The organism is Massilia putida, from assembly GCF_001941825.1.
Classification (GTDB): Bacteria; Pseudomonadota; Gammaproteobacteria; order Burkholderiales; family Burkholderiaceae_D; genus Telluria; species Telluria putida.
Window position 1 is genome coordinate 251,604 of record NZ_CP019038.1, and the last position, 23,728, is coordinate 275,331.

At 66.9% G+C, this 23,728-nt stretch carries 24 protein-coding genes; 16 read left to right on the plus strand and 8 right to left on the minus strand.

Annotated elements, in window-relative coordinates:
• Nucleotides 1-3 precede the first annotated feature (3 nt).
• A complete protein-coding gene (locus BVG12_RS03550; protein ID WP_075796179.1) occupies nucleotides 4-1,470 on the minus strand; it encodes a protein adenylyltransferase SelO in 1,467 nt (488 codons plus the stop codon).
• 218 nt (nucleotides 1,471-1,688) lie between these two features.
• Between BVG12_RS03550 and BVG12_RS03555 the strand changes: the two genes are divergently transcribed.
• The 3 genes from BVG12_RS03555 (at nucleotide 1,689) to BVG12_RS03565 (ending at nucleotide 6,804) form a co-directional block, all read left to right on the plus strand.
• Nucleotides 1,689-3,353 (plus strand): 3-(methylthio)propionyl-CoA ligase, encoded by a 1,665-nt coding sequence (locus tag BVG12_RS03555; protein WP_075791206.1) that lies wholly within the window; start codon nucleotides 1,689-1,691, stop codon nucleotides 3,351-3,353.
• Nucleotides 3,354-3,423: 70 nt separating this feature from the next.
• Nucleotides 3,424-5,511, plus strand: coding sequence for a 3-hydroxyacyl-CoA dehydrogenase NAD-binding domain-containing protein (locus BVG12_RS03560; RefSeq protein ID WP_075791207.1), 2,088 nt, complete (start codon nucleotides 3,424-3,426; stop codon nucleotides 5,509-5,511).
• Between the two features lie 69 nt (nucleotides 5,512-5,580).
• The gene (locus tag BVG12_RS03565; protein ID WP_075791208.1) at nucleotides 5,581-6,804 is read left to right on the plus strand and encodes an MFS transporter; all 1,224 of its coding nucleotides are present in this window, start codon (nucleotides 5,581-5,583) and stop codon (nucleotides 6,802-6,804) included.
• A 28-nt stretch (nucleotides 6,805-6,832) separates the two neighbouring features.
• Here BVG12_RS03565 and BVG12_RS03570 read toward each other — a convergent pair whose 3' ends face one another.
• Together BVG12_RS03570 and BVG12_RS03575 are read right to left on the minus strand one after the other, a co-directional pair.
• Entirely contained in the window at nucleotides 6,833-8,533 is a 1,701-nt protein-coding gene (locus BVG12_RS03570; protein ID WP_075791209.1) for an MFS transporter, read from the minus strand.
• Between the two features lie 96 nt (nucleotides 8,534-8,629).
• Nucleotides 8,630-9,649 (minus strand): tyrosine-type recombinase/integrase, encoded by a 1,020-nt coding sequence (locus BVG12_RS03575; RefSeq protein WP_075791210.1) that lies wholly within the window; start codon nucleotides 9,647-9,649, stop codon nucleotides 8,630-8,632.
• A 213-nt stretch (nucleotides 9,650-9,862) separates the two neighbouring features.
• Between BVG12_RS03575 and BVG12_RS03580 the strand changes: the two genes are divergently transcribed.
• Genes BVG12_RS03580 through BVG12_RS03590 form a run of 3 tightly spaced genes read left to right on the plus strand, consistent with a single transcriptional unit; the run spans nucleotide 9,863 to nucleotide 11,904 of the window.
• Entirely contained in the window at nucleotides 9,863-10,165 is a 303-nt protein-coding gene (locus BVG12_RS03580; RefSeq protein ID WP_075791211.1) for a Dabb family protein, read from the plus strand.
• Between the two features lie 17 nt (nucleotides 10,166-10,182).
• Nucleotides 10,183-10,965, plus strand: coding sequence for an SDR family oxidoreductase (locus BVG12_RS03585; RefSeq protein WP_075791212.1), 783 nt, complete (start codon nucleotides 10,183-10,185; stop codon nucleotides 10,963-10,965).
• A 27-nt stretch (nucleotides 10,966-10,992) separates the two neighbouring features.
• A complete protein-coding gene (locus BVG12_RS03590) occupies nucleotides 10,993-11,904 on the plus strand; it encodes an SDR family oxidoreductase (RefSeq protein WP_075791213.1) in 912 nt (303 codons plus the stop codon).
• On the opposite strand, the gene BVG12_RS03595 is transcribed toward BVG12_RS03590, so the two are convergent.
• The 4 genes from BVG12_RS03595 to ygfZ all read right to left on the minus strand — a co-directional run bounded on the left by BVG12_RS03595 (nucleotide 11,886) and on the right by ygfZ (nucleotide 15,171).
• Nucleotides 11,886-12,851 (minus strand): amidohydrolase family protein, encoded by a 966-nt coding sequence (locus BVG12_RS03595; RefSeq protein ID WP_075791214.1) that lies wholly within the window; start codon nucleotides 12,849-12,851, stop codon nucleotides 11,886-11,888. The genes BVG12_RS03590 and BVG12_RS03595 overlap by 19 nt on opposite strands.
• Nucleotides 12,852-13,088: 237 nt before the next feature.
• A complete protein-coding gene (locus BVG12_RS03600) occupies nucleotides 13,089-13,847 on the minus strand; it encodes an NRDE family protein (RefSeq protein WP_075791215.1) in 759 nt (252 codons plus the stop codon).
• Nucleotides 13,838-14,116, minus strand: coding sequence for a DUF4936 family protein (locus BVG12_RS03605; RefSeq protein ID WP_075791216.1), 279 nt, complete (start codon nucleotides 14,114-14,116; stop codon nucleotides 13,838-13,840). Before BVG12_RS03605 ends, BVG12_RS03600 begins: the two co-directional genes overlap by 10 nt.
• Nucleotides 14,113-15,171 carry a CAF17-like 4Fe-4S cluster assembly/insertion protein YgfZ gene (ygfZ, locus tag BVG12_RS03610; RefSeq protein ID WP_075791217.1) on the minus strand — a complete coding sequence of 353 codons (1,059 nt, stop codon included), beginning with the start codon at nucleotides 15,169-15,171 and terminating at the stop codon, nucleotides 14,113-14,115. Before ygfZ ends, BVG12_RS03605 begins: the two co-directional genes overlap by 4 nt.
• Before the next feature lie 102 nt (nucleotides 15,172-15,273).
• Here ygfZ and mltG point away from each other — a divergent pair, with 102 nt between their 5' ends.
• The 7 genes from mltG to BVG12_RS03645 all read left to right on the plus strand — a co-directional run bounded on the left by mltG (nucleotide 15,274) and on the right by BVG12_RS03645 (nucleotide 20,458).
• A complete protein-coding gene (mltG, locus tag BVG12_RS03615; protein WP_179966251.1) occupies nucleotides 15,274-16,278 on the plus strand; it encodes an endolytic transglycosylase MltG in 1,005 nt (334 codons plus the stop codon).
• A 6-nt stretch (nucleotides 16,279-16,284) separates the two neighbouring features.
• The gene (tmk, locus tag BVG12_RS03620; protein WP_370662825.1) at nucleotides 16,285-16,920 is read left to right on the plus strand and encodes a dTMP kinase; all 636 of its coding nucleotides are present in this window, start codon (nucleotides 16,285-16,287) and stop codon (nucleotides 16,918-16,920) included.
• Complete coding sequence (locus BVG12_RS03625) at nucleotides 16,911-17,945, plus strand: DNA polymerase III subunit delta' (RefSeq protein ID WP_075791219.1); 1,035 nt, start codon at nucleotides 16,911-16,913, stop codon at nucleotides 17,943-17,945. The genes tmk and BVG12_RS03625 overlap by 10 nt, the downstream gene beginning before the upstream one ends.
• A gap of 13 nt (nucleotides 17,946-17,958) precedes the next feature.
• Entirely contained in the window at nucleotides 17,959-18,360 is a 402-nt protein-coding gene (locus tag BVG12_RS03630; protein ID WP_075796181.1) for a PilZ domain-containing protein, read from the plus strand.
• A gap of 16 nt (nucleotides 18,361-18,376) precedes the next feature.
• Nucleotides 18,377-18,895: a GNAT family N-acetyltransferase gene (locus tag BVG12_RS03635; RefSeq protein ID WP_075791220.1), complete on the plus strand. Its 519-nt coding sequence runs from the start codon at nucleotides 18,377-18,379 to the stop codon at nucleotides 18,893-18,895.
• A gap of 81 nt (nucleotides 18,896-18,976) precedes the next feature.
• Complete coding sequence (locus BVG12_RS03640) at nucleotides 18,977-19,759, plus strand: TatD family hydrolase (RefSeq protein WP_075791221.1); 783 nt, start codon at nucleotides 18,977-18,979, stop codon at nucleotides 19,757-19,759.
• 3 nt (nucleotides 19,760-19,762) lie between these two features.
• The gene (locus tag BVG12_RS03645; RefSeq protein WP_075791222.1) at nucleotides 19,763-20,458 is read left to right on the plus strand and encodes an ankyrin repeat domain-containing protein; all 696 of its coding nucleotides are present in this window, start codon (nucleotides 19,763-19,765) and stop codon (nucleotides 20,456-20,458) included.
• Here the strand turns inward: BVG12_RS03645 and BVG12_RS03650 are convergent.
• A complete protein-coding gene (locus BVG12_RS03650; RefSeq protein ID WP_307189102.1) occupies nucleotides 20,442-21,824 on the minus strand; it encodes a sensor domain-containing protein in 1,383 nt (460 codons plus the stop codon). The genes BVG12_RS03645 and BVG12_RS03650 overlap by 17 nt on opposite strands.
• Nucleotides 21,825-22,004: 180 nt before the next feature.
• Between BVG12_RS03650 and BVG12_RS03655 the strand changes: the two genes are divergently transcribed.
• The 3 genes from BVG12_RS03655 to BVG12_RS03665 all read left to right on the plus strand — a co-directional run bounded on the left by BVG12_RS03655 (nucleotide 22,005) and on the right by BVG12_RS03665 (nucleotide 23,711).
• Nucleotides 22,005-22,928 carry a class I SAM-dependent methyltransferase gene (locus tag BVG12_RS03655; RefSeq protein WP_075791224.1) on the plus strand — a complete coding sequence of 308 codons (924 nt, stop codon included), beginning with the start codon at nucleotides 22,005-22,007 and terminating at the stop codon, nucleotides 22,926-22,928.
• Nucleotides 22,929-23,171: 243 nt separating this feature from the next.
• Nucleotides 23,172-23,372, plus strand: a complete 201-nt coding sequence (locus BVG12_RS03660) for a hypothetical protein (protein WP_075791225.1) — start codon at nucleotides 23,172-23,174, stop codon at nucleotides 23,370-23,372.
• Nucleotides 23,373-23,483: 111 nt separating this feature from the next.
• On the plus strand, nucleotides 23,484-23,711 hold the full coding sequence (locus tag BVG12_RS03665) for a DUF6139 family protein (protein WP_075791226.1): 228 nt from the start codon (nucleotides 23,484-23,486) through the stop codon (nucleotides 23,709-23,711).
• Nucleotides 23,712-23,728 lie beyond the last annotated feature (17 nt).

The following is a 23,728-nucleotide window of genomic DNA, read 5'->3' on the forward strand; positions in this document are numbered from 1 at the left end:
GAATCAGGAAGAGCAGCTCACTTCGAGGTGGGATGCCCAGTCCGGCGGCAATGCCGCATAGGCTTCGTGTTCGGGCTGCTCGTCGAACGGACGCTCGAGCACCGCAAGCAGCCTGCGCACTTCTTCGAAATCGCCATTCTGCGCCTTTTCGATGGCCACTTGGGCGAGATAATTGCGCAGCACATATTTGGGGTTGACGGCGTGCATCGCAACCCGGCGCTCGGCATCCACGCTGCCTTCCTGGCGCAGCCGCGCGCGGTATTGCGCGGCCCAGGCGTCGAAGGCGGGACGGTCGAGGAACAGGTCGCGCAGCGGCGCGTCGTCCCCGTCCAGCGTCAGATCGCCCAGGCGGCGGAAGAATAGTGTGAAGTCGACGTGGTTTTCCTGCATGAGCTTGAACATATCGTCGGCCAGCACGCGGTCGTTCTCGTGCACGGATTTGAGGCCAAGCTTGGCATGGATGAGTTCATCGAACTTTTCGCCATAAGCGTCGACATACACCTCGAGCGCGGCCTGGGCCGCTTCCGTGTCCCCGATCAGCGGCAGCAGGGCGTTCGCCAGCGCGTAGCAGTTCCAGTGGCCGACGGGCACCTGGTTCGCGTACGAATAGCGGCCGCCCTGGTCGGTATGGTTGCAGATGTGGTCGACGTCGAACGCTTCCATGAAGCCGAACGGGCCGTAATCGAGGGTGATCCCCAGGATCGACATATTGTCCGTGTTCATCACGCCATGCATGAAGCCGACGGCCTGCCAATGCGCGATCATGCGCGCCGTGCGGCGCGTGACTTCCTCGAGCAGGGCGAGATACCGGTTCGGGCTGCCTGCCAGTTCCGGATAAAACGTGTCGATGACGTAATCGGCCAGCGTGCGCAGCTCTTCCGGCTTGTCGCGGTAGCGCCAGTGTTCGAAGGACCCGAAGCGCACGAAGCTGGGCGCCATGCGGGTGACGACGGCGGCCGTCTCCATCGTCTCGCGGATCACGCCCTTGTTCGAGCCGGTCACCATCAGCGCGCGCGTCGTCGGGATGCCGAGGGCGGCCATCGCTTCCGAGCACAGGAATTCGCGGATCGACGAGCGCAGCACGGCACGGCCGTCGCCCATGCGGGAGTACGGCGTCATGCCGGCGCCCTTGAGCTGCAACTCCATCCGGCCTTCGGGACCGGCGAGGTCGCCCAGCAGGATCGCGCGGCCGTCGCCCAACTGGCCCGCCCAGTGACCGAACTGGTGGCCGGAATACACGGCGGCCAGCGGCTGCGAGCGGGGCGGTACCTGGTTGCCCGTGAAGACGGCGACGAAGTCGTCGTGTGTGAGGTCGGCGCCATCGAGCCCGACGAGCCGGGCCGCCGGCCCGCTGGCCGCGACGAAGTACGGCGCGGGCAGGGGCGTCGGCATCAGGCGCGTGTAGAACGCGGGCGGCAATTCGGCAAAGGAATTGTCGAACGGCAGGTCGTCGGCGGTACGGGGGCTGATAACGCTTCCTTGGTTACATGGTTGTTGTTGCGCGGATTTTACCGCACACGCGCGGATTCTATGGGCCGCAGGCGTGCGCGAACCATGCGGGTTACATTCCGTAACTCTTTTGTCATGTCGAGCTGGCGGTATTGCTGCATCGCAGCATCGATTTTCGTTGACGTTATCCGCACGATCGTTCGAAACTGAATATTCCGACAAGATATCCGAGGAGACCGATGACGAACGTTCAGCCGCCGCTCATGGGCGCGATGATGGACCAGCCCCTGCTGATCTCCAGCATCATCCGGTTCGCCGCGCGGCATTACGGCGGCAGCGAGATCGTCTCGCGCCGCGTCGAGGGCGACGTGCACCGCTACACGGTCCGCGACTGCGAAGCGCGGGCGCGCCGGCTCGCCAACGTGCTGCAATCGCAGCAAATCGCGCCGGGCGACCGCGTCGGCACCCTGGCCTGGAACGGTTACCGGCACCTCGAGCTGTACTACGCCGTGTCCGGCTCGGGCGCCGTGCTGCACACGATCAATCCGCGCCTCCATCCGGACCAGATCGCGTACATCGTCAACCACGCCGAAGACCAGCTGCTGTTCTTCGACCTGACCTTCCTGCCGCTGATCGAGGCGATCGCGCCGCAGTGCCCGACCGTGAAAGCGTTCGTGCTGATGAGCGACCGCGCGCACATGCCGGCAAACAGCAAGATCGGCAACCTGCTGTGCTACGAAGACCTGATCGATGCGGCGTCCCCTGACTACGCCTGGCCGGAGTTCGACGAGCGCGCGGCCGCGTCGCTGTGCTACACGTCCGGCACGACGGGCAATCCGAAAGGCGCGCTGTACTCGCATCGCTCGACCGTGCTGCACGCGTACGCGTCAAGCGTGCCCAATGCGCTGGACGTCGGGGCGGCCGACGTCGTCCTGCCCGTCGTGCCGATGTTTCATGTGAACGCCTGGGGCTTGCCGTATTCCGTGCTGCTGTCCGGCGCCAAGCTGGTGCTGCCCGGCGCGGCACTCGACGGCAAGTCGCTGTACGAGCTGTTCGAGGCCGAGGGCGTGACGTTCTCCGCCGGCGTGCCGACCGTGTGGCTCGGCCTGATCAACTACGTGCTGCAGAACGGCCTCGCGTTCTCGACGTTCCGGCGCACGGTGATCGGCGGCGCCGCGTGCCCGCCCGCGATGATGGACACGCTGATCGACCGCCTGGACGTCAAGGTCATCCACGCCTGGGGCATGACGGAGATGTCGCCCATCGGCACGACGGGCGGCCTGCTGGCGAAGCACCGCGACCTCCCCGTCGCCGAGCAGCGGGCCATCCTGCGCAAACAGGGCCATGCGGTCTACGGTGTGGACATGAAGATCGTCGACGACGACGGCCGCGAACTCCCGTGGGACGGCCACACGTTCGGGCACCTGCTCGTGAAAGGCCCGTGGATCATCTCGCGCTACTTCCGCGACGAAGGCGGCGACGTCTTGCGGGACGGCTGGTTCCCGACGGGCGACGTGGCCACGATCGACCCGGACGGCTTCATGCAGATCACGGACCGCAGCAAGGACGTGATCAAGTCGGGCGGCGAGTGGATCGGGTCGATCGACATCGAGAACATCGCGATGGCGCATCCGGCCGTGCTGCAGGCGGCGTGCATCGGCGTGCGCCATCCGAAATGGGACGAGCGTCCCGTGCTCGTGGTCGTGCGGCGCCCGGAAGCCGAGCTGACGCGCGACGAGATGCTGCGCTTCTTCGAGGGGAAGATCGCGAAGTTCTGGATGCCGGACGACGTCCTGTTCGTGGACGCGTTGCCGACCGGGGCGACGGGCAAGATCCAGAAGAACCGGCTGCGCGAACAGTTCCGGGATTACCGGCTGCCCGGCGTAAACGACGGCGCGTGCTAAAAATAACACGACCGTTCTTTTGCGGGTTATATTGTCGCCACCCTCAATCACACAACACGCAAGGAGACCCATGAGCGCCGACTACCAGGTCATCGACGACGTCGCCGTCATCACGCTGAACAACCCGCCCGTCAACGGCCTCGGCCTGGCGACGCGCACCGCCGCCGTCCAAGGCTTGCAGCGCGCGGCCGCCGATCCGGCCGTAAAGGCCATCGTCATCACGGGCGCCGGCAAGGCGTTTTCCGGCGGCGCGGACATCCGCGAATTCAATTCGCCGAAGGCGCTCACGGAACCGACGCTGCACACCTTGATCCGCACGGTCGAGAATTCGGACAAGCCGACCGTCGCGGCCATCCACACCGTGTGCATGGGCGGCGGCCTGGAACTGGCGCTGGGCGCCAACTACCGCGTCGCCTTGCCGGGCGCGCAGATCGCGCTGCCGGAAGTCAAACTGGGCCTGCTGCCGGGCGCCGGCGGCACGCAGCGCCTGCCGCGCGTCGTGGGCCTGGAAGCCGCGCTGAACATGATCGTGACGGGCACGCCCGTGCCGTCCGAAAAACTGGCCGGCACCCTGCTGTTCGATGAATTGCTGCCGGCGGAGAGCGACCTCGTGGCCGGCGCCGTCGCCTTCGCGCGCCGCGTCGCCGACGTGCGTCCGCTGCCCAAGGTGCGCGAGCGCCGAGTCGACCATCCGGATGCGGCAGCCTTCCTCGCGGCCGCGCGGGCGCGCGTGAAGGCCGAGGCGGGTCCGTTCCCGGCGCCTGTCGAATGCGTGGAGACGGTGGCCGCGTCCGTCGAAAAGCCGTTCGAGGACGGCCTGGCGTTCGAGCGCGAGCGCTTCATCCACCTCACGCAGACGACGGAATCGAAGGCGCTGCGCCACGCGTTCTTCGCCGAGCGCGCCGCCAGCAAGGTGCCGGACGTGCCGGTCGACACGCCCGTGCGCGCCATCCGCAGCGCGGCCGTTGTCGGCGCCGGCACGATGGGCGGCGGCATCGCGATGAACTTCGCGAACGCGGGCATCCCCGTCGCGATCCTGGAGACGAAGCAGGACGCGCTGGACAAGGGCCTGGCCACCATCCGCAAGAACTACGAGAACACCGTCAAGAAGGGCAAGCTGGCGCCGGAGAAGGCCGAGCAGCGCCTCGGCCTGAGCCGCGGCACGCTGGACTATGCCGACATCGCCCAGGCCGACATCGTCATCGAAGCCGTATTCGAAGACATGGGCGTCAAAGAAACCGTGTTCCGCAAGCTGGACGAGGTGATGAAGCCGGGCGCGATCCTCGCGTCGAACACGTCGACCTTGGACCTGAACCGCATCGCGTCGTTCACGGCGCGCCCGCAGGACGTCATCGGCCTGCACTTCTTCAGTCCCGCCAACGTGATGAAACTGCTGGAGATCGTGCGCGGGGCGGCGACGGGCAAGGACGTGCTGGCGACGGCGCTGGCGCTGTCGAAGAAGATCAAGAAGACCGGCGTCGTGTCGGGCGTGTGCGACGGTTTCATCGGCAACCGCATGGTCGAGCAGTACGTCCGCCAGGCCGGCTTCCTGCTGGACGAGGGCGCGCTGCCGCAGCAGGTCGACCAGGCGATCGAACGGTTCGGCTTCGCCATGGGCCCGTTCCGCATGGGCGACCTGGCCGGCAACGACGTCGGCTGGTACATCCGCAAGCGCCGCGCCGTCGAGTCGCCCGACCTGAAGTACTCGAAGACGCCCGACCTGTTGTGCGAACAGGGCCGCTTCGGCCAGAAGACGGGCGCCGGCTGGTACGACTACCAGGCGGGCGACCGCACGCCGCGGCCCTCAAGCTGGGTCGACGAGATGATCGTCAAGCACTCGCAGGACCTGGGCATCGCCCGCCGCGCGATCTCCGACGACGAGATCGTCGAGCGCCTCGTCTACGCGCTTGTCAACGAGGGCGCGCGGATCCTGGAGGAGGGCATCGCGCTGCGCGCCTCGGACATCGACATGGTCTATCTGTCCGGCTACGGCTTCCCGCTGTTCCGCGGCGGCCCGATGTTCTACGCGGACACCGTCGGCCTGGCGAAGGTCCTGGAAGCCGTCGAGAAATATGCGCGCGGTTACCACGGCGAGGCGTGGACGCCGGCGCCGCTGCTCGTCCGGTTGGCGCAGGAAGGCAAGACCTTCAACGGCTGAAGAATACCCTTGCTGCAAGGAGGGTGCGACCCATGCTAGGCTAGCCGTCAACACGACGACCGAGCCGACATGAAGAACGCCCTGCTGATCGCGACCGCCTGCCTGCTCGGACTCTTGTCCACGACGGGCGCGTCGCTGCCTTATCCCATCCTGCCGCCGCTGTTCGTGAACGGCGCACCGGACAGCCTGACGCACTTCCTCGGCCTGCCGCCGAAACTGTTGTTCGCGCTGGCGCTGATGGTCAATCCGGTCGGGTTGTTGCTGGGCACCGCGGTGCTCGGGTCGCTGTCCGACCGCTACGGCCGGCGTCCGCTGCTGCTCGTCACGGCCGTCGGCGCCGCCGTCGGCCACGTGCTCACCGCATGGGCGCTGGCGAGCCGCTCGTATCCGCTGTTCCTCGTCGCGCGCTTCGGCACGGGCCTGCTGGAAGGCCATAGTGCGATCGTGCGCGCGATGCTCGCGGACCGGCTGCAAGGTCCGCTGCGCAATCACGCGCTGTCGTGGCTGAACGGTTCGCTGCACCTGGGCTGGTTGTTCGGTCCATTGCTGGCCGGGTTCACGATCGCGTGGGGCGTGACGGTGCCGTTCTATATCGCGGCCGGCGCGTTGCTGCTGGGCGCGATCCTCGTCGGCGTGGCGCTGGAGCGCAAGCCGCGCGCGGCGGGGCCGTCGTGGTGGAGCGTCGCGCGCGAACGGCATGCGTTCAACCTGCTGCGTCACGACGGCCTGCGTGCGCTGTTCGGCGTGCAGCTGGCCTACACCTGCGGCGTCACGGCGTTCTACGAGTTCTATCCGCTCTGGCTCGTCGAAGTGGGGCACTACGATACGCGCGCGATCGCCCTCGTCAACGTCGGCATGTGCGGCCTGATGACGTGTTCCGCGCTGTTCGCGGGCCGCGCCAGCCGCACGGAACCGATGCGCCGCGCCGCGTGGCTGGCCGCCTGCGTGGCGCTCGCGATCGGGTCGCTGGGCGTGGGGCACCTGTGGGTGGGGCTCGTCGGCATCATGGCTTTCGGCCTGCCGCATGCGTTCTACAACGCCGTCGTGCAGGCATGGGCCGCGGAGCGCTTCGGCGGCGGCCATGGACAGGGTGCCGTCATGGGACTGCTGTCGACGACGTTCTGCCTCGCGAACATCCTGATGGCGGCGGCGGGCGCCGTACTGACGCTCATCGACACGCGGCTCGTCCTGCTGACCGGCGCGATCCTCACGGCGTGGGCGGCGAACCGCATGCGGACGTGGGGCACCCGGGCCATCGCGGAAGCAGCGGTGGAGCGCGTCAAGTCTCCTTGAGCCGCGGCGTCGCCTGCGGGTCGGCCGCTCAGTCGCCGGCGTAGATATTGGTGTCCTTCGTCTCGCGCACGAACAGCACGCCGATGACGACGGTCGCGATGGCGATCACGATGGGATACCACAGCCCGTAATAAATATTGCCGTTGGCCGCGACGAGGGCGAACGCGGTGGTTGGCAGCAGCCCGCCGAACCAGCCGTTGCCGATATGGTAGGGCAGCGACATCGACGTGTAGCGGATGCGGGTCGGGAACATTTCGACGAGCATCGCGGCCACGGGGCCGTACACCATCGTCACGTACAGCACGAGCACGAACAGCAGCAGCACGAGCATCGGCTTGTTGATCTGCGTCGGATCGGCCTTGGCGGGGTAGCCGGCGGCCTTGATGGCGGCGCCCAGGCTCTTCTTCAGCGCGGCTTCCTGGTCCTTGCTGGCCTGGTCGAAGTTCAGGCCATCGGGCGTCATGGTGGCGTTGAACGACGGGTAGACCTTGTCGCCGACCTTGATGCTGGCGATGGTGCCCGCCGGCGCGTCCTGGCGCGTGTAGCTGACGGAAGCGGCCGTCAGCTGTGCGGTGGCGATGTCGCACGACGACGGGAATTTCTTCGTGCCCGTGGCGTTGAACTGGAAGTGGCACGAGTCCGGATCGGCCACGACGACGACGGGCGAATTGTTCAGCGCCGTCTCCAGCGCCGGGTTGCCGAAGTGCGTGAGGCCCTTGAAGATCGGGAAGTACGTGAGCGCGGCGATCAGGCAGCCGGCCATGATGATGGTCTTGCGGCCGATGCGGTCCGACAGCGCGCCGCAGATGATGAAGAACGGCGTGGCCAGCGCCAGGGCGACGGCGATCAATACGTTGGCGGTGGCGTCGTCGATCTTGAGCGTCTTGGTGAGGAAGTACAGGGCGTAGAACTGGCTCGTGTACCAGACGACGGCCTGGCCCATCACGACGCCCAGCAGCGCGAGCAGCGCGATCTTGCCGTTCTTCCAGGTCAGGAACGCTTCGCTGAGCGGCGCCTTCGACGTCCTGCCCTGGGCCTTCATGCGCGCGAACGCGGGTGATTCCGCCATCGACATCCGGATCCACACCGAGACCGCGAGCAGCAGCACCGACACGAGGAACGGAATCCGCCAGCCCCACGCGTCGAAGGCGGCGGCGTCCATGCCGGCGCGCACGCCCGTGATCACGAGCAGCGACAGGAACAGGCCGAGCGTGGCCGTCGTCTGGATCCACGACGTGAAGTAGCCGCGCCGGCCGTCGGGCGCGTGCTCGGCGACGTAGGTGGCGGCGCCGCCGTATTCGCCGCCGAGCGCGAGGCCCTGCAGGATGCGCAGGGTGACGAGGACGATGGGCGCGACGATGCCGATCGCCGCGTAACCCGGCAACAGGCCGACGATGAACGTGGAGCCGCCCATGATCAGGATGGTGACGAGGAAGGTGTGCTTACGGCCGATCATGTCGCCCAGGCGTCCGAACACGAGCGCGCCGAACGGCCGCACGATGAAGCCGGCCGCGAAGGCAAGCAGGGCGAAGATGAACGACGTGGTGGCGTCGCCGATGAAGAACTGCTTGGCGATGACGGTCGCCAGCGACCCGTACAGATAAAAATCGTACCACTCGAAGACGGTGCCGAGCGACGACGCGAAGATGACCTTGCGTTCTTCCTTCGTCAGCCCGACGCCCGATGGCGTGGATTTGCCGCCCGCAGCCATGCCGGGTGTGAGTGCCATGGTGGTCTCCTGTCGTATTTATTGTGGTGCGCGGCCCGATGGCGCAGGCTACCGTCGACTGTGCGCCGGGAAGCTTACGGGACGCTTGCTGCAAACTTACGTGGCGCTTACGTCGCCGCCCGCATCGTCTTCCGGCGGCTCGTGCAGACGCGCATACCGGTAGGCCTCCGTCGACCGTTCCAGCGCCAGGCCCAGCGCCGCCGTCAGCTCGCTGCGCGGCACGCCTTGCTCCAGTTGGTGGACGGCGAAGCTGTTGCGCAGCGTGCGTCCGCCCGCGCGTGCGACAGCGATGCCGGCCCGTTCGAACGTCGCGCGCGTCTGGCGGTAGACGGTCGCCTTGTGCAGCGGCTCGCCTTCCAGATTCGCGGGGAATACGAGGTCGCCGGGGATCTTGAGTTCCTCCCGTTCCTTGAGCCACGCCGTCAGCTCGACGACGCCGGCGCGCGGCAGGATCGTCGTATGTTCGTAGCTCGTGCGGTGCTTGGCTTCCGGCGTGATGTTCAATGCGATGCCGCCCTCGATGTCGGGCTGGCGGCCGACTTCCTCGACGAGCAGGCCGATGGCTTCCGCCACGCGCAGGCCGGACAGCGCCATCACGATCTGCATCGCGCGGTCGCGGCGGCGCTTCCAGCCCGCGTGGCCTTCCGTGTCGTCACTGCGGCCGGCGGGGAGGGCGGCCAGGAAGCGCTGCAGGTCGGAGGCAGCGAGCGCCGTCATCGGGGCATCCTCGGCCAGGTGGGCGCGATCCGTCGCGACGATCGCCTGCCGGGCCGGGTTCGGCGCGCGGCCCAGGTAGTCGAAGCAGCGCTCCAGCAGGCGCAGATAGCGGTAGGCGATCTTGCTGTTGAGGTCGCGCTGGCCGTCTTTCGACAGCTCGATGAAGCGGCGCAGGTCCGCCGCGTTCACCGTGGACATCCTGAGGCCGTGCTCGAGCATCCAGGTGGCGAACTTGCCGAACATGAATTTGTAGATCGTCGCGGACTCCGCCGAGATAGGCAGGGGCACGGGGTCGCTCTGGCGGCTGGACGTCAGGACGAATTCGGGCGTCACGACGAACGCGGCGAAGGCATCGAAGGGACGCGTGTCCCATTCGGAGATGGCAGGTGGCTGGCGCATGGCAGTGGCGGAGTCGGTCGTTCTCATCATACTGCAACTAACCGATCAAGTTGGTCAAGGGTGCGACGGGCGGCCGTCGTTGTGGCATTATTTTGCAACTAACCGACAGGCGGCGCCAAAACAACCAAAACCGGCCACCAACCGGTCAGGGCACCCGCGCCTTATCGCTCTTATAATAGCCAACGCAGTCCATCAAACTTACCAAGGAAATCCATGCTCAAGCACATCGTCATGTGGAAACTGAAAGACCACGCCGAAGGCGCCGACCGCGCCGCCAACGCCATCGAGATGAAACGCCGCCTGGACGAGTGCGCCAACATCGTCCCCGGCCAGATCAAGTTCGAAGTCGTCATCGCCCAGCCCGGCCTGGAAGCCACGTACGACGTCGTGCTGTATTCCGAGTTCGAAGACAAGGCCGCGCTCGAGGCGTACGTGAAACATCCGGTGCACCAGGCGGTCATCCCGTTCATCGGCGCGATCCGCGAGGGGCGTCAGTGCATGGACTACATCGTCTGACGAGCGGGGAGGCCGCCATGCATACAGTACAGGAATTGTTCTCGCTGCAAGGCCGCACCGCCATCGTCACGGGCGGCTCACGCGGCCTCGGCCTGCAGATGGCCGAGGCTCTCGGCGAGCTGGGCGCGCGCGTGCTCGTGGCGGCACGCAAGCGCGACGAGCTCGATGCCGCCGTGGCGCACCTGGCGACGCGCGACATCGAGGCCGTCGGCGTGACGGTCGACCTGGCCGACGAGGCGGTGATCGCGCCGTTCGTCGACGAGGCGCTGGCACGGCTGGGCCGGATCGACGTCCTCGTCAACAATGCCGGTGCGACCTGGGGCGCGCCGGCCGAGGACTATCCGCTGGACGCGTGGGACAAGGTCATGAACCTGAACGTGCGCAGCGTGTTCCTGCTGGCGCAGGCCGTCGGCAAGCGCGCGATGATTCCCGCACGGTCGGGTCGCATCGTCAACATCGCGTCGATCGCCGGTCTGGCCGGCAATCCGCCCGGGACGATGCAGACCGTCGCGTACAACACGTCCAAGGCGGCCGTGATCAACCTCACGCGCACGCTCGCGGGCGAGTGGGGCCGCTACGGGATCACGGTCAACGCCATCGAGCCCGGTTTCTTCCCGTCGAAGATGACGAAGGGCCTGCTGGACGCGATCGGCGCCGACCGTCTCGCCAAGGACGCGCCGCTGGGGCGCCTGGGCGACGACGAAGACCTGAAAGGCGCTGTCGCGCTGTTCGCCTCGAGCGCCGGCAAACACATCACCGGCCAGGTGCTGGCCGTGGACGGCGGGGTGTCCGCCGTCTGAACCCAACAACGTCCACAGGAGGACGCCATGGAGAATTTTGCGGGACGGGTGGCCGTCATCACGGGCGCCGGCAGCGGATTCGGACGCGAGTTCGCCAATGAGGCGGCCAGGCTCGGCATGAAGCTGGTCCTGGCCGACGTCGACGCGCACGCGCTCGAACAGGTCAGCAGCGCCTTGCAGGCGGCAGGCGCCGACGTGCTGGCGATGGTCTGCGACGTGCGGAAGGCGGCGCACGTGGAAGAACTGGCGGACGCCGCAATGATCCGCTTCCATGGCGTGCACCTGCTGTTCAACAATGCCGGCGTCGGTTCGGCAGGGCTGATCTGGGAAAGCACCGAGGCCGACTGGGACTGGGTGCTGGGCGTGAACCTGTGGGGCGTGATCCACGGCGTGCGTGTGTTCACCCCGCTGATGCTCGACGCCGCGCGGAACGACCCGGGCTACGAAGGCCATATCGTGAACACGGCGTCGATGGCCGGGCTCCTCGCGCCGCCGGCGATGGGCGTCTACAACGCATCGAAGCATGCCGTCGTGGCCTTGTCGGAGACGCTGTATCACGACCTGCGCCTCGTCGGCACCCCGCTGAAGGCTTCCGTGCTGTGCCCGTATTTCGTCCCGACCGGCATCGCGCATGCGGAAGAACACCGCCCCGCCGAAGTCCGCCACGACGCGGCGCCGACGCCCAGCCAGCGGGCGGCCCAGGCGCTGCTCGAGCAGGCCGTCGCGTCCGGCAAGCTGACGGCGGCGGACGTCGCCCGCATCACGTTCGACGGCATCCGGCGCGGCGACTTCTACATCTACACCCATCCGCAGGCGTTGCAGGCCGTCGCCGACCGCATGGATGCCGTCCTGCACGGCAAGCCGCCGGCCGACGCCTATGCGGCGACGCCGCAGTTCACGGACATGCTGAAGGCGGCCGTTCAGGGCTCGGGAAAGTAAGGCGGCACGTTCGCCGCGATGTGCGCGAATTCCGCGGGCGACAGCGGCAGCTTCCGGAACGCGGCCCACGATTCGCGCGGCCGCAGGTTGGCGCCTTGCGCGGAATCCGTCCCGTACAGCACGCGGCCGACGCCGACCTGGCGGATGAACTTGGTCACCAGAGCCGCCGTCGCAGGACCGATGTCGCGATCGACGATGGACGCGACGTCGAACCACAGATTGCCCGCGTGCGGATCGTGGTCCTCGACGGCGTCGGCCAGCACGGCCATCGCCGCCTGCGCGGCCGGATCGTCGTAGCCGGGACCGGAACCGGCGAAATGCGCGATCTGCACCGGCACGTCCGGCGCAGCGGGCATCACCTGGTCGAGGAAGATGCGGGCCTGCGCGGCGCCGTACGGCCGCTTCCTGCCGATATTGGCGCGCAGGTGGACGACGATGGCCATGCCGTGCGCGTTCGCGGCGGCGAACACCTGGCGCAGGCGCGCGACGTGGGTCGGGTCGTCGAGCCGCACGTCCGAGTTCCCGAAATGCAGTTTGATCCCGTGGTCCAGTCCCGGCTTGCCCGCGCACCGTTCGAGTTCCGTGAGCGCGTAGTCCTTGAGCGGATTGAAGCTGCAAAAGGCGATCAGCCGGCCCGGATGGCGCGCGGCCTGCGCCGCCGTCCAATCGTTTTCCATCCGCACCTTCGCGTATTCGTCGTCGACCGCGCGCGCCGGGCTGCCGAACATGTAGGCGACGGACAGCAGCACGGCCTTGCGGATGCCGGCCGCGTCGAGCAAGGCGAGCAGCTGGTCGGCGTCCAGCGCGACGAGGCCGGACGACGGGCCGGCGAGTGCGATGTCGGCCGCACTGAACACGTGCTGGTGGAAGTCGCCCGCGGGGACGGTCTGGGCGTGCGCCGCCCCCGCGAACAACAGGGCGGCAATGGCGGCGCGGAGGGCAGGCATACGGGTCCCTTCAGGCATGGAACCGGCCCAGTGTACATCAACGGCTCGCGCACCATCCCGCGTCGTCATTGGTGCCGCCGGCCGCCCGATCGCGGTTCCGGCCGGGTCCCGCCGGGTGCATGGTGGTCGCGTCGTCGTGTACTTGCCGTTCCACAGGCAGGTCAATGTCCCCTCGACGTCCGGCACGTCGACGGTCCAGCCGGCCACCTTCACGGCCCCGCGGGAGGGGGTATCCGATCAGGCCGGGACCGGGTCGCAGGGCTTGAGGATGCGTTCGTGCAGTTCCGGCTCGGCGTCGCTGTACAGCTTGACGACGGTCGACGTACGGGTGCCGTAGCCGGGAATCTCGATGCAGACGGCGGACAGCTGGCGTTCCAGGTCGAGGGGCACGCCGGTGTCGGGCAAGCGCATGTCCGGCGCGCGCGTCGTGTCGGCCAGCATCTCGAAATACGCTTCTTCCGGCGCGCCTTGCAGCAGCAGGCTTGCGAACGTGGCTTTGGTGCGGACGACCTTCGGCCAGGGCGCATCGAGCAGGCCGTTGGAAACGCCATAAATGCCGGGTTCGAGCGCCTTGCCGTTGCGCGGGTCGGCGCCGGCGCGGTTCGAGAACCAGTACATCCCGGCGGCGTCGCCCAGGATCAGGTTGAAGCCGTTGTACGCGTCGGCATCCGGTGCGATGCGTGCCAGGTAGGCCGGCGCATCGACGTCGTCCTTGAGGAAGTCGGCGACGAGGGCGCCGCGCGTGGGCGCGTCCGTGCGCCAGTCGCTGGGGGCGCGGATGTTTGTGAGCGCGGCGAATTTCGGTCCGTGCGGACCGGTCTTCGTCACGCCCATCCAGCTGCCGCCGCCGCGCAGGTCGCGGCCGGCGATGATGTGGGGCGCGTCCGGCCACGGGCCGGCCGGGGTGGCGGGACGGTCGTAGTACTCGTCGCGGTTGGCGCAGGCGACCAGCGGCAGACCGGGGATCACGCGCCAGGCAAAAACGATCAGGCACATGTTGGGAGATCCGTAAAGATTTCGGCGCGGCGGGGGCCGACGATCAGGGCTTCCAGGCCGGCGGCGCGGGCGGCATCAATCAGCCGCGCGGGAAAACCGTCGTCCACGCCGGGATAGACTTCCATCCAGGTCTGCAGGCCGGCGCTGGCGTCGGGCCGGCGTTTCAACTGCGACGGCACGCCGATGCCCGCCTGCAGTGCCCGCACGCGCGGCGCCAGCGCGGCGGCGTCAAGCTCGCGCACCTTGTAATAGACGTACAGGTCGATCATGCTTCGAGCGCGTCGAGCGGATACGGCAGCGGCAGGAAGTCGAGCTTCGTGCCGCCGGCGGAGCCGTGGCGGACCTCGCCGTCCAGCGCGGCGAGCTTGATCTCGACGAGCGCGTCGGCGCCGCCGGCGCCGTTCGGCGCCGCGTTGACGATCATGCCGGACGGCTGGTCCGGATCGGCGACGGAATAGACTTCATCGCCGGGACGCGCGGCCGCGTCAAGCAGCGTGGCCAGCGCCATGCGGCGCTTCAACTTGCCGAGGTACTGGCTGCGGGCAACGATTTCCTGGCCCGGATAGCAGCCCTTCTTGAAATTGACGCCGCCGAGCAGCTCGTAGTTGATCATCTGCGGGACGAACTGTTCCTGCGTGGCCTGCCCGATCTGCGGCACGCCCGCGTGGATCGACGCGAGGTGCCACGCGGCGTTGCCGCCCAGCGCGAGCGTCGCGCGCAATGCGGGCAGGGCCTTGATGGCATCGTCGGCCGTCGTCAGCCACAGGTAGCGGGGCTGGTTGAAGGCGTCGGCCAGGCGGATCACGGTGCCGAAATCGCCGTCGATCTTCGCATACGGCGCATCGGGCAGCGTGCCGACGTGCGTACGCAGGGCCTCGCCCGCCGCGGCCCCGCCCAGCCCGAGGACGGCCGCGTAGCGCGCCTCGTCGGTGGCATCGCGCAGCTTCGCTTTCGAACGCAGCACGAACATCGAGAGTCGCTTCTGCAGCGGCGCCTGGATGGCGCGCGGCAGCTGCAGGTAGACCGCTTCCGCATCGCGCCACATCAGGAAGGTGGCCTGCAGGCGGCCTTTCGGCGTGCAATAACCGGCCAGGCGCGCTTCCGTGGTCCCGAGGTGCGCGACGTCGTTGGTGAGCTGGTTGTGCAGGAAGCTGGCGGCGTCCTCGCCGGCGACGGCGATCAGGCCCAGGTCGGTGACGGCGGCGACGAAGCCCTGTTCGAGGGCGGTCGTGCCGAGCACGCGGCCGAAGTCGTCGACCTGCGTCGGGCTATCGGGGTGGAAACGGGCGCCCAGGGTGGCGAGATGTTCGATCCAATGGTTCATCACGAATTATTTCCGGTTTAGCAGTATCGGCTTTATGATTACGGCCTCATTATAAGTTCGCCTTCAAAAACGCGCCGACGACGGCGAAAAACCGAAACCAGCATGGCATTGATAAGAAAACTCATCGTCACGGGCGTCATCGCGCTTGCCGCCGCCGGCAGCGCCTTCCAGTGGTGGAGCAAGCAGCCGATCACGCCGAAGGATGCTGCCGTCATCCCGTTCGCCATCGCGCAGGGCAGCGGTGTGGCCGGCGCGGCGCAGCAGATGGCGACGTCCGGCGTGCCCGTCAACCCTTTCCTGTTCGGCGTGCTCGCGCGCATTACGGGCAAGGCCGGACAGATCAAGGCGGGCAGCTACGAGCTCAAACCGGATACCAGCCCGCGGCGCCTCCTGTCCCAGCTCGTGCGCGGCGAGTTCGCGCAGGAATCGCTGACGATCATCGAAGGCTGGACGTTCCGCCAGATGCGCCAGGCGGTCGACGCCGCGCCGAACCTGAAGCACGACACGGCCAAGCTGTCCGACCGGGAACTGCTGGCGAAGGTGGCGCCCGAGTACAAGGCGCCGGAAGGCCTGTTCTTCCCCGATACGTATTTGTTCGCGAAGGGCGCGAGCGACTTGTCGATCTATAAGCAGGCGCACGAGATGATGATGAAGCGCCTCAAGGCCGCGTGGGAGAAGCGCGACCCCGGCCTGCCGTACACCGATCCGTACCAGGCCTTGATCATGGCGTCGCTGGTGGAAAAGGAAACGGGCCAGAAGAGCGAGCGCGCCATGATCGCCGGGGTGTTCGTGAACCGTTTGAAAGCCGGCATGCTGCTGCAGACCGACCCCACCGTCATCTACGGCATGGGCGACAAATACGACGGCAAGATCCGCAAGAAGGACCTCGAGACCGACACCCCGTACAATACGTATACGCGCGCCGGCCTGCCGCCGACGCCGATCGCACTGCCGGGCGTGCAATCGCTCGCCGCCGCGACGGCGCCCGCGAAGACGGACGCCCTGTATTTCGTCTCGCGCGGCGACGGCACGAGCCACTTCTCGGTCAACCTGAACGAGCATAACAAGGCCGTCAACCAGTACCAGCGCAACCAGGCGTCCCAGTAAATACGAATGAATGCAATGAATCATAACGATGCCGCCCGCGGGCGCTTCATCACCTTCGAAGGCATCGACGGTGCGGGCAAGTCGACGCACATCGGCTACGTCACCTCGCTGCTGAAAGGCGCGGGCAAGACGGTCGTCTCGACCCGCGAGCCGGGCGGCACGCCGCTGGGCGAAAAGGTGCGCGACCTGGTGCTGCACGAAAAAATGGACCTGGAGACGGAAGCGCTGCTGATGTTCGCCAGCCGGCGCGAGCACGTGGCGCAGGTCATCGAACCGGCGATCGCGCGCGGCGACTGGGTCCTGTCCGATCGTTTCACGGACGCGAGCTTCGCCTACCAGGGCGGCGGCCGCGGTCTCGATCGCGCCAAGCTCGAAGCGCTGGAACGATGGGTGCATCCGCACCTGCAGCCCGACCTGACCCTGTTGTTCGACGTCCCGCTGGACGTCGCGCGCGCGCGCCTGTCCGCGACGCGCACCCTCGACAAATTCGAGATGGAACGCTCCGATTTCTTCGCGCGCGTACGCGACGAATACCTGCGCCGCGCCGCGGAATCGGACGGGCGCATCGTCGTCATCGATTCCACGCAATCGATCGACGGCGTGCGCGCGGCGCTGCAAGCCGCACTGGAGCCATGGCTGTGAGCATGTATCCCTGGCAGCAGGACGCGTGGACGCGGCTGCAGGCGATGCGCGCCCGCCTGCCGCACGCGATTCTCTTCTACGGCCCGGCCGGCATCGGCAAGGCCGACTTCATCGAAGCGTTTGCCCAGGCGCTGCTGTGCGAAAACGTGAAGCCGGACGGCCATGCCTGCGGCGCATGCGCGTCGTGCGGCTGGTTTGCGCAAGGTAACCACCCCGACTACCGCCGCGTGCGTCCGGAAGCGCTGGAAGACGACGTGCCGGCTGCCGAAGGCGAGGACGCGCCGGCCGAGGAAAAGAAGTCCAAGTCGAAGACGGCGTCGAAAGACATCAAGATCGAGCAGGTGCGCGCGCTGGCCGACTTCATGAACATCTCGACGCACCGTCAGGGCTTGCGCGTCGTCGTGCTGTATCCGGCGGAAAGCCTGAACATGCCGGCGTCCAACGCGCTGCTGAAGACGCTCGAGGAACCGCCGCCGGGCACCGTGTTCCTGCTGGCATCGAACGGCCTGGACCGACTGCTGCCCACGATCCTGTCGCGCTGCCGCAAGTTTGCGATGCCCATGCCGGAACACGCCGAGGCCCTCGCCTGGCTGGAGGCGCAGGGGGTGACGGACGCCGACGGCTGGCTGCGGGAGCAGGGCGGCGCGCCGCTGGCGGCGCTGACCCAGGCCGAGACGGGCAGCCGCGAAGAACTCGACGGCCTGCTGCAAGTGCTGGCCCAGCCGAGCGTGGACGCCGCGTTGCGCAGTGCCGACAAATTGAGCAAGGCGCCGCTGGCATCCCTCGTCGCGTGGCAGCAGCGGTGGCTGTATGACGTGTTTTCGTACAAGCTGTCCGGCGTGATCCGGTATTATCCAAGGTATCAACGGGAATTGGCGGCCCTTGCCGGGCGTGTGCACGTGGCTAATTTGATGCAGGCAATCAAGTCCACGAACGAGCGCCGCGCGGTGGCCGATCACCCCCTGTCTCCGAAATTATTTGTCGAAGACATGTTGCTTGATTACACTGCCCGCTGCGGCCCATGATGAAAGGACGATGATGAGTGTTTCGCAGAACGGACCGATCAGTGGCCTGCCCACCGATCCGAACGCGCCGCAGCCCGCGCGGCCGTCCGTGCTGTCGCTCGCCATCAAGGAAAAAGCCGCGCTGTACGCGGCCTACATGCCGTTCCTGAAAAACGGCGGCATGTTCGTGCCGACCAATAAGCCGTACAAGATCGGCGACGAGATCTATCTGATCCTGTCGCTGATGGACGATCCGAACAAATACCCGATTGCCGGCAAGGTCGCGTGGATCACGCCGGCCGGCGCGAACAACAACAAGGCGCAGGGCATCGGCGTGCACTTCCCGGCCGATGAAACGGGCCAGCGCGCCCGCCTGCGCATCGAAGAAATCCTCGGCGCCGCGCTGCGCTCCTCGCGCGCGACCCATACTTTGTAATCATTCAGTGTCAAGCATGCCGTCCTACGTACACCGCCTCGCCCGCATCGAAGATCTGCCCGTCATCGTCGACATCTACAATTCCACCATCGCCTCGCGCGAAGTCACGGCCGACACGGAACCGGTCACCGTCGCGTCGCGCGAAGGCTGGTTCCACGAGCACACGCCGGAACGCCGGCCGCTGTGGGTGATCCACGATGCGGCGGACACGTCGGACAATCCGGCGGTGATCGGCTGGTGCTCGTACTCGAACTTCTATGGCCGCCCGGCGTATTCCGGTACGGCCGAGCTGTCGATCTATATCGCGGAAAGCTGGCGCGGCAAGGGTGTGGGGCGTTACTGCCTGGAACAGGCGATGGCGTTCGCGCCGAACGTCAAGGTACATACCTTGCTCGGGTTTATCTTCGGACACAATGCGCCGAGCCTGGCCTTGTTCCGCAAGTACGGGTTCGAGACGTGGGCGAATTTTCCGCGTGTGGCCAATCTGGATGGGATCGAGCGCGACCTGATCATTCTCGGCAAGCGCGTCGCGTAAATGCCGTCATTCCCGCTTCCGCGGGAATGACGGCAGGTGGCAGCGTCGGCGCCCGCTTCACGCCTCGCGTACAATATCGGGATGTACATCGATTCCCACTGCCATATCAATTTCCCCGAGCTTGCCGCCCGCATGCCGGAGATCCTGGCCAACATGGCCGAGAACAAGGTCTCGCACGCGCTGTGCGTGTCCGTCGACCTGCCTGACTTCCCCAGCGTGCTCGCCCTGGCCGAGCAATACCCGCACATCTATGCCTCCGTCGGCGTGCACCCCGACTACGAGGACACACCGGAACCCACCGTCGCGCAACTGGTCGAACTGGCCGATCACCCGAAGGTCATCGCGATCGGTGAGACGGGCCTCGATTATTACCGACTGGAAGGCGACCTGGAATGGCAGCGCGAGCGCTTCCGCACGCACATCCGCGCGTCGCGCGAGACCCGCAAGCCGCTGATCATCCACACGCGCGCCGCCAGCGCGGACACGATCCGCATCATGCAGGAAGAGGGCGCCGGCACGGACAAGGGCGGCGTCGCCGGTGTGATGCACTGCTTCACGGAGTCGCTGGAAGTGGCCCTGGCCGCCATCGAGATGGGCTTCTACATCTCGTTTTCCGGCATCGTCACGTTCAAGAGCGCGAAGGATTTGCAGGCGGTGGCGCAGGCGCTGCCGCTGGACCGCATCCTCATCGAGACGGATTCGCCCTACCTGGCGCCCGTGCCTTACCGCGGCAAGATGAACGAGCCCGGTTATGTGCCGCACGTGGCCGAATTCCTGGCGACGCTCAAGGGCGTGCCGTTGCGCGAGATCGCCGACCGCACCACCGACAATTTCTTCAACCTGTTCAAGGCCGCGAGGACCTGACCCATGATGCCTGCCAGCCCGTTGCGCCGTACCGTTCTCCGTTCGTTCGTGCTCGCCGCCGCGATGGCGGCCGCGGCCGGCATGCATCCCGCGCAAGCCGCGCCCACGCCGGCGCAGATCGCCGATTTCTTCCGCGCCGTGCAGATGGACGATGCCGGCACGGTGCGCTCGCTGCTGGGCAAGGTCGATCCCAATGACGTCAATCCGATCGGCGGCGAACCGGCCCTGGTGCTCGCCGTGCGCGAAGGGTCGATGCAGGTGTTCGACGCGCTGCTGCGCTACCCCGGTACCAACGTCGATACGCCCGCGATGAACGGCAACACGGCGCTGATGATGGCCGCGTTCAAGCACAACCAGCCCGCCGCCGAGGCCCTGATCGCGAAAGGCGCGGCCGTGAACCGGCCCGGCTGGACGCCGCTGCACTACGCGGCCGCCAGCGGCGACAATGACATCGCGCGCCTGCTTCTGGCGCACGGCGCCCGCGTCGACGCGCAGTCGCCGCCGGCCAGCGGCAAGTACACGCCGCTCATGATGGCGGCGCGCGAAGGCCATCAGGACAGTGCGCTGTTCCTGCTTAGCCAGGGCGCCGATCCGCAGCTGAAGAATAGCGAAGGACTGACGGCGGCCCAGATCGCGCAGCGGGCCGACCACGGCGCCATCGCGGCGGCGATCGAACAGCGCGTCAAGTCCGGCCGCTGACCGGACCGGCGCCGTTCGCGCCGCACTTTTGCGCGCGCTTTTTCGCATACATGCGTGCGTCCGCATGCATCAGCAGCGTCTCGACCTGGTCCGCATGTTCCGGGAACAATGCGATGCCGACGCTGACGCTGATGACCAGCGGCGCGCACTGCGTCGGCACCGGCTGCGCCAGCGCGGCGCGGATCTTGTCGGCGCACCGGTCGGCGTCCTCGGGCGACTGCAGGTCTTCCAGCAGCAGGACGAATTCGTCGCCGCCGAGGCGCGCCACCGTGTCGGTCTGGCGCGCGCACTCCACCAGCCGCGCCGCCACCTCGCGCAACAGCGTGTCGCCGGTGGCATGGCCATGGCGGTCGTTGACCTGCTTGAAGTCGTCGACGTCCACGTACAGCAGGCCGAGCCGCGACTGGCTGCGGCGTGCCCGGGCGACAGCGGTGCGGATGCGGTCGAAGAACAGGCGCCGGTTCGGCAATCCCGTCAACTCGTCGTGACAGGCCGAGCGCATCAGGTCCTCGTGCAGGCGCTTGCGTTCCAGCGCCAGCCCGACCTGGGCCGCGACGAAGTGCAGCAGGCCGCGGTCGGCGGGGGAATAGCCGGTGCCGGCCCGGTCGCGCAGCAGCAGCGCGCCGATCGTGCCGGCCGGGCCCCCCAGTTCGAGCATGAGCCAGGTGTTCAGACGGCTGCCGGCGACGTGGCGGACGGCGTCGGGCGCGAGCGCGTCCGGATTCGACGCGCTCCCGCGCCAGCGCGCGAGGCAGGCGCGCGACGGCAAACGGCTTTTTTCGCCGTGATCGCGCTGGTAGACGACCTTGAAACCCTGTTGCGGCGTCGGGTCCGTGACGACGACCATGCCGGGCGCGCCGACCAGCCGGTCGAGGATGCCGTGGATGACCTGGCACAGTCCCGCCAGGTCGCCGGACTGGAAGGCAGCCTCGGAAATGGCGTAGGTCGCGGCCTGGCGCCGCTCGGCGCGTTTGCGCAGGCTGATGTCCCGCGCGACGCTCAGGCGCAGGCCCTGGTCGGCGATCCAGCGCGCCGACCACATGAGGTCGATCGAGCGGCCGTCCTTGTGCAGGTAGCGGTTCTCGAAGCCGATGCGGTCCTGGCCGGCCAGGACGCGCGCCCCTTCGGCGAGGGTCATGTCGCGGTCTTCGGGGACGACGAAATCGAGCATGTATTGCCCGATCAGCTCGGTCGCGCGGTAGCCGAGCATGCGTTCGCACCCGGCGCTGACGTCGACGATAATGCCGCGCCGGTCCACCAGGAAAAGCACGTCCAATAACAGATCGGCAATATTCGCCGAAAGGGAACGGATCGAATGAACCATGGCGGCCAGGTGCGGTGGCGGACGATGGGAAAATCCTAACATTCCCTTACGGCAAACAGCCAATGTTATTTATCGACTGGGCCGCGATGTTCCATCGATCCGACAAACTGGCCGGCAAATCCCTATCAGCTCGACGCATCAGTTGCTTCTCGGCATGGACATAATTCAACCTGAGATCAACCATGGCGCCGGCAGGACCGCGGGCCCGACAACGAGGACAGAATGCTGAACGAACGCGAAATCGAGAGCTGCTACCTGGGGCAGTTCATCCCGGTCCACTACCACCACAATATGCTGATGGACCACAATCGCATGCACAGCTTCAAGTCGGCGATCTACCACGCCGTCAAGCCTGGTATGAAGGTGCTGGAACTGGGTGGCGGCACCGGCGTCCTGTCGTTCTTCGCGGCGCAGAATGCGGCGCAAGTCTATTGCGTCGAGTTCAATCCGGACATGGTGCGCGAGGCGCGCCGCTTCCTCGCCATGAATCCGAACGGCCACAAGGTCGAGGTCGTGCATGCGGACGCGTTCGACTACTTGCCGCCGGAACCGGTCGACATCGTCATCTGCGAAATGATCCACGTGGGCATGCTGCGCGAAAAGCAGGTCGAGGTGATCGAATCGTTCAAGCGCCGCTACCTGGCCCGTTTCGGCGGTCCGCTGCCGATCTTCATGCCGGAAGCCGTCATCATGGCCGCGCAGCCGCTGCAGCTGGAGTACGACTTCGAAGGCTTTTATGCGCCGATCGTCCAGTTCCAGCCGACCAATGTGATCTATCCGGGCACCATCGAACTGGCGCAGCCGGGCGTGTATTCGATCATGGACTTCAGCCAACCCGTGGGCGACGCGATCGCGTGGGAAGGCCAGTTCCGCATGGAGCAGGGCGGCCGCCTGAACGCGCTGCGCTTCATCACCAAGAACGTGCTGACCATCATCGAGGAGCGCGGCACGACCATCGACTGGCTGAACCATTACATGATGCTGCCGCTGGCCACGCCGCTGGACGTGCAGGCGGGCGATATCGTGCAGGTGAGCTTCGCCTACCGCGCGGGCGGGTCGATCCCGTCGCTGGAAGCGTCGATGCGGGCCGAGGTCGTCGTGCGCGCGGGCGAGCCGATGCACGTGCGCGAGACCGCGCTGGCCTGACCGTCGCGCAAGAACGTCATTCCCGCGCAGGCGGGCACCCATACCGAGCTTCCGGAGTTCGTCCGTCCGGAATCCGGTTACTCGGTATGGGCCCCGCTGTCGCGAAGGCGACCGCTTGAACCCTCCCATTCACCTCCGCTTTTCCCCCGTCCATCCGCCCGCGCCCGCCGTCCATCGCAGAAACATTGCGCATTGGCGTCCATACAACTACAGTCACATCATCTCGGACCGATGGAGCTGGCGATGCTGGGTTTTCTCATGTGGTTGCTGTTACTATTCCTGTGCTGGCCGCTCGCGCTGCTGGCGCTCGTGATGTATCCGCTCGTCTGGCTCGTGCTGCTGCCGTTCCGGCTGCTCGGAGTCGGCGTGGAGGCGGTGTTCGAGCTCTTGCGCGCGGTCGTCATGCTGCCGGCGCGCGTGCTCGGGGGCGGGGCCGGGCGCTGAACATGGGCGGGAGGGCAGTGTGCGCCGATTAACAGACGGACACGAACCGTTCGCCTATCGTCCCATACTGATGGCTTTCATCCGACAGCCATGCTTTTAAAGGATATGACTATGCGCCTGGACATCTACCGCAGAGCCGAACACGACGGCAAGTTTTCCTACCTGGCCGTCCCCGAGACCCGTAACATCCCCGAGGAAGCCACGAATACCGACTGGGAAGTCGAAGCACGGGCCTTCGAAGTCGACGACGAAGCCGGCGACCTGCCGGACTATGATATCCAGAACCTGACCGGCCAGCTGGCCGAAAAAGGATACGCCGTCACGTCGTCGATGCACTGACCGTCGCGCTGTCGCGA

Bases quoted from the DNA above. Each gene is read 5' to 3' on its own strand.
- BVG12_RS03555 (WP_075791206.1), top strand. From the start codon at position 1,689: ATGACGAACGTTCAGCCGCCGCTCATGGGCGCGATGATGGACCAGCCC.
- BVG12_RS03560 (WP_075791207.1), top strand. From the start codon at position 3,424: ATGAGCGCCGACTACCAGGTCATCGACGACGTCGCCGTCATCACGCTG.
- BVG12_RS03565 (WP_075791208.1), top strand. From the start codon at position 5,581: ATGAAGAACGCCCTGCTGATCGCGACCGCCTGCCTGCTCGGACTCTTG.
- BVG12_RS03570 (WP_075791209.1), bottom strand. From the start codon at position 8,533: ATGGCACTCACACCCGGCATGGCTGCGGGCGGCAAATCCACGCCATCG.
- BVG12_RS03575 (WP_075791210.1), bottom strand. From the start codon at position 9,649: ATGCGCCAGCCACCTGCCATCTCCGAATGGGACACGCGTCCCTTCGAT.
- BVG12_RS03580 (WP_075791211.1), top strand. From the start codon at position 9,863: ATGCTCAAGCACATCGTCATGTGGAAACTGAAAGACCACGCCGAAGGC.
- BVG12_RS03585 (WP_075791212.1), top strand. From the start codon at position 10,183: ATGCATACAGTACAGGAATTGTTCTCGCTGCAAGGCCGCACCGCCATC.
- BVG12_RS03590 (WP_075791213.1), top strand. From the start codon at position 10,993: ATGGAGAATTTTGCGGGACGGGTGGCCGTCATCACGGGCGCCGGCAGC.
- BVG12_RS03595 (WP_075791214.1), bottom strand. From the start codon at position 12,851: ATGCCTGCCCTCCGCGCCGCCATTGCCGCCCTGTTGTTCGCGGGGGCG.
- BVG12_RS03600 (WP_075791215.1), bottom strand. From the start codon at position 13,847: ATGTGCCTGATCGTTTTTGCCTGGCGCGTGATCCCCGGTCTGCCGCTG.
- BVG12_RS03605 (WP_075791216.1), bottom strand. From the start codon at position 14,116: ATGATCGACCTGTACGTCTATTACAAGGTGCGCGAGCTTGACGCCGCC.
- ygfZ (WP_075791217.1), bottom strand. From the start codon at position 15,171: ATGAACCATTGGATCGAACATCTCGCCACCCTGGGCGCCCGTTTCCAC.
- mltG (WP_179966251.1), top strand. From the start codon at position 15,274: ATGGCATTGATAAGAAAACTCATCGTCACGGGCGTCATCGCGCTTGCC.
- tmk (WP_370662825.1), top strand. From the start codon at position 16,285: ATGAATGCAATGAATCATAACGATGCCGCCCGCGGGCGCTTCATCACC.
- BVG12_RS03625 (WP_075791219.1), top strand. From the start codon at position 16,911: ATGGCTGTGAGCATGTATCCCTGGCAGCAGGACGCGTGGACGCGGCTG.
- BVG12_RS03630 (WP_075796181.1), top strand. From the start codon at position 17,959: ATGAGTGTTTCGCAGAACGGACCGATCAGTGGCCTGCCCACCGATCCG.
- BVG12_RS03635 (WP_075791220.1), top strand. From the start codon at position 18,377: ATGCCGTCCTACGTACACCGCCTCGCCCGCATCGAAGATCTGCCCGTC.
- BVG12_RS03640 (WP_075791221.1), top strand. From the start codon at position 18,977: ATGTACATCGATTCCCACTGCCATATCAATTTCCCCGAGCTTGCCGCC.
- BVG12_RS03645 (WP_075791222.1), top strand. From the start codon at position 19,763: ATGATGCCTGCCAGCCCGTTGCGCCGTACCGTTCTCCGTTCGTTCGTG.
- BVG12_RS03650 (WP_307189102.1), bottom strand. From the start codon at position 21,824: ATGTTAGGATTTTCCCATCGTCCGCCACCGCACCTGGCCGCCATGGTT.
- BVG12_RS03655 (WP_075791224.1), top strand. From the start codon at position 22,005: ATGCTGAACGAACGCGAAATCGAGAGCTGCTACCTGGGGCAGTTCATC.
- BVG12_RS03660 (WP_075791225.1), top strand. From the start codon at position 23,172: ATGCTGGGTTTTCTCATGTGGTTGCTGTTACTATTCCTGTGCTGGCCG.
- BVG12_RS03665 (WP_075791226.1), top strand. From the start codon at position 23,484: ATGCGCCTGGACATCTACCGCAGAGCCGAACACGACGGCAAGTTTTCC.